Origin of the sequence: Pseudoalteromonas sp. T1lg122 (genome assembly GCF_002964825.1) — a bacterium.
In the GTDB taxonomy this organism is placed as follows: domain Bacteria; phylum Pseudomonadota; class Gammaproteobacteria; order Enterobacterales; family Alteromonadaceae; genus Pseudoalteromonas; species Pseudoalteromonas gelatinilytica.
In genome coordinates this window covers 16330-28575 of record NZ_PQCG01000001.1, presented here as the reverse complement: position 1 = coordinate 28575, position 12246 = coordinate 16330, and the positions used below count along the sequence as shown (strand labels likewise).

The following is a 12246-nucleotide window of genomic DNA, read 5'->3' as shown; positions in this document are numbered from 1 at the left end:
GGTTCTGTTTCATTATTTAATACGTGCATGCAAATGATAACTACTATCTTTTCTGTTTGTCGGCGATATAATACGGGGTTTTCTTCTCGTGTTATTTTTTAAGGGATTATCATGCATTCTCAATCATTAGATGCAGTGACAACCAATCGCCCTAAAAATACAGCTAAAAAGCGCTCTGTGAGCCTATCTTATCGTGTTGCTGTGTTTTTGCGTTTCGTTGCGGCCATTATTGGTGGTTACGCCTTTACCAGTGTGCTTATTTCATTACTCGCTGTGTTATTACCACTTAATAAACTCGACAGCGTGCTGCTAACCACGACTCTATCGGTATTTTTTTACTGTTGTGTGTTTATTTGGGTATTTGCGGTTAAGTCTTTAAAGACCGTTTGGATCACTATTTTACTAACAACTGGTGGGCAATTGCTGGCCCTTTCATTGATTAAGGGATGGTTATGAAAGAGAGCTTTTTCCGCTCAATGACCTGGCTTCATACCTGGGTTGGCCTACTGGTGTGCTGGTTACTGTTCTTAATCTTTTTTGCTGGCACCATCAGTTTTTTTAAGGATGAAATCACTATTTGGGCCAAGCCCGAAACACACCATGTGCAGCATCAGGCGCAACGGGTTCAGTCTCAAGCCGATCAAATTAATTATGTGTTTGCGCAATTACAGCAACAGGCACCTAATTCATTATCTTGGCGAATAAACTTACCTGAGCCGCGTAACTCTGTTTTAAGCTATGGGTTTGCTGAGCCTAAACAGCCTGGTCAGCGCCGTGCACCTTTCAACTATACGTATCTAGACCCTAATACTTTAGAACAATTGCCCGAGCCTCGAGAAACTAAAGGGGGGAATTTTTTCTATCGTTTGCACTTTGATTTACATTACATAGATGTATTTACTGCGCGGATAATTGTTTGTTTAGCTTCATTATTTATGTTGGTTGCGCTTATAACTGGCATCGTGATTCACAAACGTATTTTTAAAGATATGTTTAGCTTTAGAGCAAACAAAGGTAGCCGAAGTTGGCTTGATGCACACAATGTTTCGTCGGTGCTGGCATTACCATTTCATATCATGATCACCTACACGGGAATTATCACGTTGATATTTATGCTGTTCCCCTACCCTGCCGAAACCGTATATGAAAATGGCTTAAGGCAAATGTTTGATGAGGCATTGCCTATTAACAAACGTGCCAAACCTAGTGAAGAGCAGCGCCCTATGGTGGCAATCAAAGATGTATTAGATCAGATTTATACTAAGTCACCGAATGCTGACATTAGCTATGTGTTTGTAAGAAATGCCAATACAGCGACCTCACAAATTGTGGTTTATTTGGCAACCGGCAAAGAGGTTGTAGATAACGGACCACGCTACTTATTCAATGGTGTAACAGGTGAGCTTGAAGCGAGTTCAGGCGAAGATTGGAGCGCTTCGGCGCAGTTTTATGACTCAATGACAGCATTACATAGCGGTCGCTTAGCGGAGCCTTTACTGCGTTGGTTGTATTTCTTCTGTGGTGTTGCAGGCTGTGCCATGATAGCTACAGGCTGCATCATGTGGGCTAAGCGCTTACGCGAGAGACTCAAAGCAGGCCAAAAACCAAGCTTTGGGCTTAAGCTCGTTGAGACACTAAATTTAGCCACACTGATGGGCTTACCCCTTGCAACCGCAGCGTTCTTCATTGCCAATCGTTTATTACCTTTAGAGTTAGCTGGGCGTGCCGATAAAGAAATACTCGTGTTTTTCTTAGCTTGGCTGGCGATGTTAGTTATCGCTGTGATCGGCCGAGAAAAACGCCACTGGCGCTATAGTGCTTGGCTTAACGCGGCTGCTTGCTTAATAGTACCTGTGGTAAATGCGCTGACAACAGATGGTAATTGGATCACGTATTTACTAACTCAGCAGTGGGCTTTATTCGGTATTGATAGTGCGTTTATTTGTGCTGGGCTGCTGTTTTTACTACAAAGCAAAAAAATACCTAGCCATAAAACCGCTACAAATAAGACTAAATTAAATAAAAACAGGCTGTTAAAGGAGCAACAAGGATGATGGAGTTACTGCAATTTAGTCTCTGCTTTTTAGGGTTTAATTGTTTTGCACTTGCAAAATTCAATCATTTCCGTGATGTATTCAAAAAGAAATTAACCGAAAAACAGCGAAATAGCTTTTTATTAAGCGGCTGGATCAGTATTTTACTAAGTTTAGTGCTTTGCGTGCTGTCAGATGCTGGGTACGGCGCATTGCTGTTTTGCGGTTATATGGCTTTAAGTGTACTTATGCTCATGATTTTATACAGTTTTACTGTTTCATGGGTAAAGCATGTTAGCGTATTAACTATGTCTGTTTTGCTATTGTGTGGCTTTTCGGTGATGATTTTCTAGCTTAGTTAGTAAAAAACTGATCTCATGCCAATTTGCAATAATGCTTAATGGAGCAAATTGTTTAAAAAAAAATGGGTAGGCAATGCCTACCCAAGCAGGGGATTAAATTGGGGGATCACATGTTGCTTCAATTTAACGACGCTAAGTTTGCCTAGCATCCATTACAGTTGTGTTGCACATTAGTGATAGTTTAAAGACAGTTGTAAAGCCCCTTTACAAGCGACTATGGTCAACATAAATAAGCTCGTCTGTTTTAAAACCATATTCTTTTGCTGTGTTTATAAAGTCCTGCATTTGCTGTTTTGTCACGGTCGGTGTGCGCGACAAAAACCATAAATACTCTTTGTTATAACCCGTGATATAAGCGTATTGATAGTCTTGCTTATCTAATTCAAATACTACATATGAGCTATAGAATGGCCCAAAGAATGAGACTTCTAAGTGGCCTATGTCTTGTTGCTCTGCAAACTTCGCTTTACCTTCAGCTTGCTGCCATTCTTGCTCTTCAGCGCTGTAACCTTTATTGATAACTTTTACACTGCCATCAGGGTTAATTGAGTATTCGGCGGTAATGCCCTCAAGGCCGCGTTCAAATGAATGATCTAAACGTGCAATTTCGTACCAAGTCCCTGTGTATTTGTTTAACTCAAAATTATCGACGGGTTTGATGTTGTCTGGCACGCCAGTACATGCAGACAAAATGGCAGTGATGCACAAAATCCCGATTAACTTTAATGATGTTTGCACGTTTTTACTCCCTTTAAAAATTAAACAAATTAATACGTTAATAGCACTAATTTAGTTCAATTACGGTAAACTATTAATGTCTAAAATTAAAGATTGAGAACAGCATGAAGATTTGGGTTGATGCAGACGCCTGCCCCGTCGTTATTAAAGAAATATTGTTTCGTGCCGCAGAGCGCACACAAACCTTTACCACATTAGTGGCGAACCATGCGATGCGAGTACCCCCTTCAAAGTATATTAGCCGTTTGCAGGTATCTTCTGGGTTTGATATTGCCGATAACGAAATTGTTAAGCGCATCGAGCCAAATGATTTGGTGATCACCGGTGATATTCCTTTAGCTGCTGAAGTTATCGAAAAAGGCGCACAAGCGCTTAATCCACGCGGTGAGTTGTATACGACTGAAAACATTCGCTCACGTTTAAATGTTCGTGATTTTATGGAAACAATGCGCTCAAGTGGCGTTGAAATGGCCGGTGGCCCACCGCCGTTAAGCCAAGCTGACCGCCAAAACTTTGCAAATAATCTTGATCGAATCCTCGCTAAAAAGTCATGAGTGTCGTTAATAGTGCGCCATTGCAAGGTTTTGGTGATGAGGCGTTTAAAGTCGCTGTTTATATAGAAAAGCGCCCGCCGATGCCTGCTTGGCAACAGCTTAAGCATTTGCATGTAATGCAACCCGGCCAAATAAACGAAATAAACCAAGCATGTGGCAATGGTTGGCGCAAAGTTTTTAATGTGTATGGCAAAGTACTTTTTGCACTACCAAGTGAATATTATGATTTTGCTAAAAGAGCACCTGATTGGCAGAGCTTTCGCGATGAACAACTACTGCAAGCACATAGCCAAACTGCATTACTGTTTAGCCCACCGATATTAGGCAAACCAGAGCAATTACATATAATTGCAGGGCGAACTCATGCTAAACAGCTTATAAATGACGGGCTTTTGCATTGCCAATTAACTTGGCTTGATGATGAATTTGCCATTAGTAAATCAGATAAAGTGATTGTCAGCCCCTATTTTGACTACCGCCAGCTAAGCAATATTAAAATTGCACGACTTAGCCAGCTTGTTGCCGATATTTTTTCTTAGTTTCTGGTTTATTGCGTTATTGAGTTAGCAAACTAAGCTTTAAATACTGTAAAACTTAATAGTACTCTAGATGAAAATACTGGTCGTTGACGATATGCCACTTATGCGCCACGTGTTGATAAACATGTTGCGTAGGCTTGAATATAAGGATATAACGGAGGCGACAGATGGCGCTCAAGCGTTTGATTTACTAGAAAAACATAAATTTGATCTCGTTATCACTGATTTGCACATGCCGAAAATGGATGGCAAGTGTTTGCTTAATCATATTCGCGAAACACCTGAACTAAGCGATTTACCCGTACTAATGGTGACCTGCGAAGACAGCAAGCAAACAGTCAATGAGATGATTACAGCAAAAGTGAACGGCTTTATTATCAAACCATTTTGTTTAAATACACTGCAAAAACAGCTAAGTCGAATTGTTAAACAGAATAACCTGTTAAAAACTGGAGTTAAGAGCGATGTTTAAGCATTTAACAATAGTAAGTTTATTCACTGCCAGCACTGCAATGGCGAGTGCTGAACAATTGACTTTGTATACTGAAGTGTTCCCTCCCTATAACTTTGTGGAGCACAATCAGCTCACCGGTATTAATACCAAAATCATGGAATCTTTGTGCGAAAGAGCCAAGTTGAGCTGTACGTTTAGTGTATTGCCTTGGAAGCGTGCAATGTCACTAACCCTCGCCCAACCGAATGCAGGAATTTACTCTACTTCACGGACCGCAAAGCGAGAAACTCAATTTTACTGGGTTGGTCCTTTGGTATCTGGGCATTCATGTTTATACCGTTTAAATAATCGCAACGACATTAAAGTAACGAGTACACAATCGTTGCAAAACTACACCATTGGCGTATCTCTTGGTGATGTATATCAAACCGTTCTTGCTGATTTTAACCTTACTGAAGGCCAGCAATTTTTAACTTACTCAAAAAAGTTCGAAGAGCTTAAAATGTTTAAGCAAGGCAAGCATGATTTGCTTATTGGCTCCTCTCTCACTCTGTCATCACAATTGATGAATGTAGGTATGAGCCCAGACCAAGTAACGCCGGTATTTGAGTTAAAGCACCCTGCTTTAGTGGGTAATTACTTGGCACTTAACAAAAACACATCGCCAGAGGTGGTCACTAAGCTGCAACACGCCCTCGATACCATAAAGCAAGAAAACCTGATTGATCCTCTTGTTGATCAGTTTGTAGAAGAGGATAGGCACTCTCACGGCGAAGCATCGACAGTTGCACAGCAGTGCTTAAATGGTTCTGCTATTTATTAAATTGGAGAGATTTTAGGTAAGTTAGCCGCTATTTTTCTTATTTTTGAAGTCAATCGTGATTTTTCGCGCTCGAACGCAAAGCCATTGCCTCATCTTTAATTGCTTTTTATAGTGATTAAAACAATAAAAAGGGCAAGAACTATGAAACCAACTCCACTCTTTAAAAGCTTAGTGCTAGCAGTATGCTTAGGCGCAACAGGCGCCTCTCAAGCTTACGATCGCATCACTGGCCATAACTTTGCTAGTCGTTCTGAAGTCATCGCACAATCAGGTATGGTTGCAACATCACAGCCGTTAGCTACGCAAGTGGGCTTACAAGTATTAAAAGACGGTGGTAATGCCATTGATGCAGCTATTGCGGCAAATGCAGTGCTTGGTCTGGTTGAACCGACCGGGTGTGGAATTGGTGGCGATTTATTTGCCATTGTTTGGGATAACAAAAGCAAGCAACTTTACGGTTTAAATGCCTCTGGCCGTTCACCACTAAGCTTGTCTTTTGATACTTTAAAAGCACAAGGTGACTACATTCCTGCTTATGGGCCATTGCCTGTGTCGGTACCTGGTGCGGTAGATGGTTGGTTTGAGTTACATAAAAAGTTTGGCAAAACACCAATGAAAGCCTTACTCCAACCTGCTATCGACTACGCTGAAAATGGTTTCCCTGTGTCTGAACTGATTGCCTATTACATGCAAAAAAGTGTGGCTGCTCGTGGTAAATACCCAGGCTTCAAAGATGTATATATGCCTGATGGGGCAATGCCAGAAAAAGGGGAAATCTTTAAGAACCCAGCCCTTGCAAACACCTATCGTAAAATTGCCAAAGGCGGCCGAGATGCCTTTTACAAAGGCGACATTGCTAAAGAAATTGGTCGCTATATGAAAGAAAACGGCGGCTACTTATCGTATGAAGATTTAGCTGCCCACCATAGTGAATGGGTTAAGCCTGTGAGCGCCGATTATAGAGGGTATACGCTTTGGGAATTGCCACCAAATGGCCAAGGTATTGCTGCACAGCAAATTCTAAATATTCTTGAAGGTTACGATATCAAAGCAATGGGCTTTGATAGCCCAGAATACGTACATACCTTTGTTGAAGCGAAAAAGCTCGCGTTTGCAGATCGTGCAAAGTACTACGCCGATCCAGCATTTAACACCATTCCCGTGCAAACACTCATTTCGCAGCAATATGCTGACCAAAGACGCAAACTGATAGACCCTAATAAAGCCGCAAAACGCGACCATGCAGGCCCAGTAGAAGGCGATACCATTTATATGACGACCGCCGATAAAGACGGCAATATGGTTTCACTCATTCAAAGTAATTACCGTGGTATGGGCTCAGGTATGACACCGGCAAAATTAGGCTTTGTATTGCAAAACCGTGGCGAAATGTTCGCGCTTAAAAAAGGCCACATGAACCAATATGAGCCAGGCAAACGACCATTTCATACAATCATTCCTGCGTTTGTCACCAAAGATGGCAAGCCATATATGAGTTATGGCGTAATGGGCGGTGCCACACAGCCACAAATGCATGCTCAAATACTGATCAACATGATTGATTTTGGTATGAACCTGCAAGAAGCCGGTGATGCACCGCGTATTCTGCACACAGGTTCATCGCAGCCAACCGGTGAGATTATGGAAGACGGTGGTTTTGTTAGCTTAGAGTCAGGTTTTTCGATGGAAACCCGCCGCGAGTTAATGAAAAAAGGCCACACCTTACAAGACGCGGTTGGCCCATACGGTGGTTATCAAGCAATATTGAAAGACCCGAAAACCGGCGTTTATTACGGCGCATCTGAAACCCGTAAAGACGGACAGGCCGCGGGGTATTAGGCTATTGTTGGGTAGAGCGGAGCGAAACCCAACAAACTTAGGTAAAGTTAGCGAGTTACAAGGGGAAAGAGTAAAGGCGCTTTAAGCTGTAAGTCATAAGCTTTAAGTCGTTGATGCCTACTCGCTGCTGAGATGGATTAGTTACCGTAGGCATGAAATTTATTTCGCGCGATGGTTTATGGCTCATAGGTTGGGTAGAGCGGAGCGAAACCCAACAAGCTAGCGAGTTTCAAGAGTAAAGTTAGCGAGTTAAAAGAGCTGTCAGCTATCAGCCGTCAGCTCTCAGACTCAAAACCATCAACTAGCGAGCCTTGATGTAGCAGCGATTTTACATCGCGTAGGCGTGAAATTTATTTCGCGCGATGCTTCATGGCTCGCTAACTCCCAACCATATACCCTGCAAATATGATCAGAATCAGCGTAGAGCCATTTTTCTTTCTGAATATCTTTAGTACCGATAAAAAATTTATAGTTAGCAATGCATTACGTTATTTGTTAATAATAGAATTATTAAATATATGAGCGTGATACCGGAAGAAAGATGTGCGATGCGCGCGCTATTAAAGTCACATAGGAATCGCAGTGAAGTCTGAAATTGAAGCATGGATTAAGCAGATAAGTGATCGTCCCGAGGTTAAGGCAATAAACATAGGATTGTTTCAAGCTGGAAGTGTTTATCAAGCATATTTGATCGGTTCTTTTGAATACGATCCAGAAGATGATGATTGGGCATGTAGTGAAGATTATGTACCAGAATATAGGTATCTTGAGCTACCCGGTACAAGCGAACTTGGTTGGGAAACTTTATTAGATTTAGTTTCAAAGTCCATTTCTGAAATTATTGCTGACAACGCTGATAACATTCTTAATCATGTTCCTGTTGTTACTGTCGGGTTTGATGATGGAAATCTGATCAGGATTAAGTGACTTATAACAAACATATGAATTCGTTACCTTCGGCCACTCGGACAAAAACACGGCGCTGCTTCGCAATTATAGCGCAGCACCTTCTCCCTTTATGGGGGAGTAGGCATACTCTATGATGCAGATTAATAAAAATAGAATTGAGATAAATGGAAATATTGTTGAATTGCCATACTCAATTTTGGAAGCCAAGGAATTAGACCAGAGCATTTTAGTTATTTTCGACTACATGGAGTTTTCCCAAAATTCCGTAGCACGAAATTTCCAATGTATAAATCTAGATGGCTCTGTTTTATGGCTAGCAGAAAACCCTACAACTCAGAGTACAGATGCTTATGTTAACTTTACAAGTATAGACTTAAACGGTAATCAGGTTGTCGTAAATAATTTTGCAGGCTATACATGCACAATAGATCTAGCTGATGGTAAGTTACTAAAAGGTGTGTTTTCAAAGTAGCGCCTAACAAGAAGCTTGAAATGGGTACGAGCGCTTGGCTTGCGCTCCTTTGTCGCAAATTTTAGCAAAGCATTTTGTGAGATTTAACACGGCGTTATGCCATGAAGAATAGTATCCTAATTTTACTTTTGCTGTTGAGTGTAAGCTGGGCTTGCAATGCGACAATTGATATAGAATATCGAATAACAGAAGTAGCAAATAGCAAGTCAAGCTACGGTCTTAGCGTAAGAGCTCCGGCTAGTGATTCTAAACAATTAGTTCCATATTGGCATCGGAAAGCTAAAGAGATATGTGGCTCACAAAATTATAAAAACTCGCAGTTAATAAAAAAGGAAACTCAATGTGGAGATGCACTAAGAGTTAATAGAAGTGGACAAAAATGCGAAGTTATTCCAGCCTCAGTATTTGGCACACTCCGATGTGAAAGCTGGGAAGTCCATATAACGAACTGTTTCATAGTAAACAAAATTCAGTTGGCTGATTTGGCTCCGCTCCAGTTTATAACCAAAAAATTTGCATATTAACAGGGGTTAGGTGCGCATGGCTAAACGTTTGAGTTTTTTATTATTTTTGTTTCTTCCTCGATTGGTTTGCGCTTGTATGTTACCGAATCAAGGTGAAGAATATGATTCGTTAATTAATCTTGAAAAGTTAGAGAGTGAAAACAGTTATCGTATCTCGATTCCTCGAGTTATTGAAAACTCTAGTAGTTGGCCAACTGTAACGTTGATCTATACTTCTCATGATGTAGACAAAGATTGTAAAGAAGAAATTCTTAGTGATGGAACTCAACTGTTATGTCTTCCTCAAGAAGAGAATCGTGAAGAATTAACTCTAAATAGCACTTGGAAAAAGGCTATTGACTGGCTATCAAATAATAATTTGTACGAAGGAGAGATTCAAATCATGGAGCAAGAAAACTATTCCGTCGAAATTTCTGTAATGTGGGAAACCGAATTGTGTTTAACATTTGGGCGCAAAGCAATTGCCGAATAGTAAGCATTCCTAATAAACGCATTAATGAATGAACGTCTAAAGCTTGGTTGGCGCTCATTCTTAGCTAATTATAGCCAAGCTTAATATGGCACATATTGCGACGTTATATTTCTTGGAGGTAGGGTATGAAGGTTATCTCTGCAAAATTAAATATTGAACCTTTTCACTCTCTTAATAAAAAAGATATAAAACGTATTTTTTCTTTGGTTCCTGAAGAGTGGAAAATGGCTATCGATCAGGTTGTTTTGAGCTCCGAGTTGTTCGAAAACTCTCGCTTTGATCGACCAGTAATTCATAGTTCAATAAGTCGCAGGTTAAACGTACTTTCTCGTGGTCTAACCAAACGACGCATGGTAAAAGAAGTATTACGTGAGCTGGCATTAAATGGAGGTGTAGCACAATCAGGCTTTGCAAACCATGTATGTAAAGCTGAATTAGCCAAACTGGATGAAACAGTTGAGCCATTTATCTTAGCTTTTTTTGAAGACGAAATATAACAAACAAATGTTGCCGTTCACTGTGTTCCCAAGGACATAAACTCCTGAGCTCAGTTATTTAGCTCCGTATTTTAGCCAGGCTTTAAAGTGGCCCCTCTTGAGGCTTTGGTAGCGAATTACTAGAGTAAAGTTAGCAATGTATTACGTTATTTGTTTATAGTAGATTTACTAAATACATTAGCGTGACGTCGCTAGAAATATGCGAGATGAATACATTGTAAAATTTTTATCTGCTATGAGGAAATCACTATCAGTTACTCCGAAAAAGCACTTATTGAGTGTTGCAATTTGATTGCGGAAGACTTAGGTGTTCCAAAACCAAAAACAAACGACGTAGTAGATAAATTAACGGAAATTCTGGTTAACCGGGAAAGCTATATTTGCATGGAAAAAGGCATTATAACTCAATACGAATTAGCTAACCTTGTGTTTCAACACCTCTATAACTTGGTAAATAGGGAGTTAGCTTCTGCCCATTCAATAACCTGCTCAAAAGGTGTTGAAATACATGCCAAAATTAAACGAGCACTTTTACAAAATGCCATATAACAAAAGCATGGATTCGTTCCATATGGTTATTGGGGCAAAAACACGGCGCTGCTTCGTCGCTAATTTAGGCCAATAATTTTAGCCCTTTATGGGGGCGTGTATATCGAGAGTTGATGTTTAATTTACTAAAAGAGAAGCTAAAATTTGCTATTTTACTTGCGCCAGATGCTTTTGCTTATTCTCTAGTTTGTATCGTTTGGGAGCCTCTTTATAGGCTATGTATTTTAGTCGGTCTTGCAGAAACAGGCTTGGAGTGGTTTCCATTTAAATTTGGTTTAATAGTATTTGCTCTGCTTTTCAGTTATCGATATATCGTTTATTTAATAAAGAGAAAGAATAAGTAGCCATATAACAAGCAGTTTAAACGGGGGGGGGCTAAAACTAGGCTTACGCTCGTAACTTGCCGCTTATTGGGGTGTTGGTATCAAATGAAAAGTTCTGAGTTATATGAAGATTGGGGTTTACCTTATATCATCATCGGATCAGGTGTACTAATCGCTCGTGAACAGGCTTTAAGAGTGATTGAGTTGTTATACGAAAAAGGTTTTTACTTCTTGGGGTACGACGCCTTTACAGTTTTCCCAGATGGTACTAGACAACCACATATGGAATTCAACGCATCATTCAGCAGGGAAAGACAAATAACGTCTATGGAAGTTATTGAAACTATCAATGAAGATCCATCAGAGATTACTCACTATGAATTTTATTTTCGGCCACAAGCCTAACAAGCGCCATCAAAACACCACTTCGCTTACCCAACGAGCTCTAAAGGATGAAAAACGCTTGGCTTGCGCTCCTTCTTCGCTGATTTTAGCTAAGCATTTTGTGTGGTTTAGCACGGCGTTAAATGTCAGGAAGAATAGTTTCCCAATTTTACTTTTGCTGTTTATGTGTCAGGAGTTGTTGATTGTTAGAGTTTATTTCTGAAATTGGGAGCAGTTTTAAGTGGGTCTACCGTGGCTGGCTATATTTTCTATCGTCTTCATATCAGCAAAGAGTTTTCATTGAGTATTCAAAGCGTGGCGCAGTATGGAAGGTTTTTGACATTATTATGAGTGTCGTGTTTATGGGCTTAGAAATACTTCTAGTTTTTTATTTAACTAGGCAGCTTTAGGCATAGTCATATAGCAAACTACTTAAACCGCTTGCGGGTTCGTTGGGGCAGTAACATATGGGGAGTGCCACTTCTCTCCGCATTTTAGCCAAGCATAATCTGCCCGCTATGCTGCGTTATCTCGAAATAAACTTGACTCGAAACTCACCTAATACAACCGACTTCTTAAAACGTACATATTCAGAATTGAGTTGCTTGAATCAAGGCAAGATAAAGTTTGTAAATTCAAAGAGTAAAGTTAGAGCCATCGCGCGAAATAAATTTCACGCCTACGTGTTGTAGCTTTACTCTTTCCCCTTGAGACTCGCTAACTTGTTGGGTTTCGCTGCGCTCTACCCAACCTACAAGCCATCGCGCGAAATAA

Annotated in this window: 16 protein-coding genes; 15 read left to right on the top strand and 1 reads right to left on the bottom strand. The window is 40.5% G+C overall.

The features are described from left to right. The first annotated feature begins 111 nt into the window (after positions 1-111). The 3 genes from C2M33_RS00145 to C2M33_RS00135 are packed head-to-tail and all read left to right on the top strand — an operon-like array spanning position 112 to position 2386. Positions 112-456, top strand: coding sequence for a hypothetical protein (locus C2M33_RS00145; protein ID WP_206769705.1), 345 nt, complete (start codon positions 112-114; stop codon positions 454-456). After that, positions 453-2054: a PepSY-associated TM helix domain-containing protein gene (locus C2M33_RS00140; RefSeq protein WP_105173348.1), complete on the top strand. Its 1602-nt coding sequence runs from the start codon at positions 453-455 to the stop codon at positions 2052-2054. Before C2M33_RS00145 ends, C2M33_RS00140 begins: the two co-directional genes overlap by 4 nt. Beyond that, on the top strand, positions 2051-2386 hold the full coding sequence (locus tag C2M33_RS00135; protein WP_063703831.1) for a DUF3325 domain-containing protein: 336 nt from the start codon (positions 2051-2053) through the stop codon (positions 2384-2386). The genes C2M33_RS00140 and C2M33_RS00135 overlap by 4 nt, the downstream gene beginning before the upstream one ends. A gap of 213 nt (positions 2387-2599) precedes the next feature. Here the strand turns inward: C2M33_RS00135 and C2M33_RS00130 are convergent, their stop codons facing one another. Beyond that, on the bottom strand, positions 2600-3133 hold the full coding sequence (locus tag C2M33_RS00130) for a lipocalin family protein (RefSeq protein ID WP_063703833.1): 534 nt from the start codon (positions 3131-3133) through the stop codon (positions 2600-2602). A gap of 104 nt (positions 3134-3237) precedes the next feature. Between C2M33_RS00130 and C2M33_RS00125 the strand changes: the two genes are divergently transcribed. The 12 genes from C2M33_RS00125 (at position 3238) to C2M33_RS00065 (ending at position 11493) form a co-directional block, all read left to right on the top strand. Then, positions 3238-3687, top strand: coding sequence for a YaiI/YqxD family protein (locus C2M33_RS00125; protein WP_054563136.1), 450 nt, complete (start codon positions 3238-3240; stop codon positions 3685-3687). After that, positions 3684-4226, top strand: coding sequence for a DUF6942 family protein (locus tag C2M33_RS00120; RefSeq protein WP_105173347.1), 543 nt, complete (start codon positions 3684-3686; stop codon positions 4224-4226). The genes C2M33_RS00125 and C2M33_RS00120 overlap by 4 nt, the downstream gene beginning before the upstream one ends. A gap of 70 nt (positions 4227-4296) precedes the next feature. Next, on the top strand, positions 4297-4698 hold the full coding sequence (locus tag C2M33_RS00115; RefSeq protein ID WP_105173346.1) for a response regulator: 402 nt from the start codon (positions 4297-4299) through the stop codon (positions 4696-4698). Further along, a complete protein-coding gene (locus C2M33_RS00110) occupies positions 4691-5503 on the top strand; it encodes a substrate-binding periplasmic protein (protein WP_105173345.1) in 813 nt (270 codons plus the stop codon). The genes C2M33_RS00115 and C2M33_RS00110 overlap by 8 nt, the downstream gene beginning before the upstream one ends. A 141-nt stretch (positions 5504-5644) precedes the next feature. Further along, positions 5645-7342 (top strand): gamma-glutamyltransferase, encoded by a 1698-nt coding sequence (ggt, locus tag C2M33_RS00105; protein WP_105173344.1) that lies wholly within the window; start codon positions 5645-5647, stop codon positions 7340-7342. 582 nt (positions 7343-7924) lie between these two features. Beyond that, positions 7925-8269, top strand: a complete 345-nt coding sequence (locus C2M33_RS00100; protein ID WP_105173343.1) for a hypothetical protein — start codon at positions 7925-7927, stop codon at positions 8267-8269. A 112-nt stretch (positions 8270-8381) separates the two neighbouring features. Further along, complete coding sequence (locus C2M33_RS00095; protein ID WP_105173342.1) at positions 8382-8723, top strand: hypothetical protein; 342 nt, start codon at positions 8382-8384, stop codon at positions 8721-8723. 540 nt (positions 8724-9263) lie between these two features. Next, on the top strand, positions 9264-9719 hold the full coding sequence (locus C2M33_RS00085; protein ID WP_105173340.1) for a hypothetical protein: 456 nt from the start codon (positions 9264-9266) through the stop codon (positions 9717-9719). Between the two features lie 125 nt (positions 9720-9844). After that, positions 9845-10216, top strand: coding sequence for a hypothetical protein (locus tag C2M33_RS00080; RefSeq protein ID WP_105173339.1), 372 nt, complete (start codon positions 9845-9847; stop codon positions 10214-10216). 288 nt (positions 10217-10504) lie between these two features. Further along, entirely contained in the window at positions 10505-10765 is a 261-nt protein-coding gene (locus tag C2M33_RS00075) for a hypothetical protein (RefSeq protein ID WP_105173338.1), read from the top strand. Between the two features lie 113 nt (positions 10766-10878). Continuing rightward, on the top strand, positions 10879-11109 hold the full coding sequence (locus C2M33_RS00070) for a hypothetical protein (protein ID WP_105173337.1): 231 nt from the start codon (positions 10879-10881) through the stop codon (positions 11107-11109). An 84-nt stretch (positions 11110-11193) separates the two neighbouring features. Beyond that, positions 11194-11493 carry a hypothetical protein gene (locus tag C2M33_RS00065; RefSeq protein WP_105173336.1) on the top strand — a complete coding sequence of 100 codons (300 nt, stop codon included), beginning with the start codon at positions 11194-11196 and terminating at the stop codon, positions 11491-11493. Positions 11494-12246 lie beyond the last annotated feature (753 nt).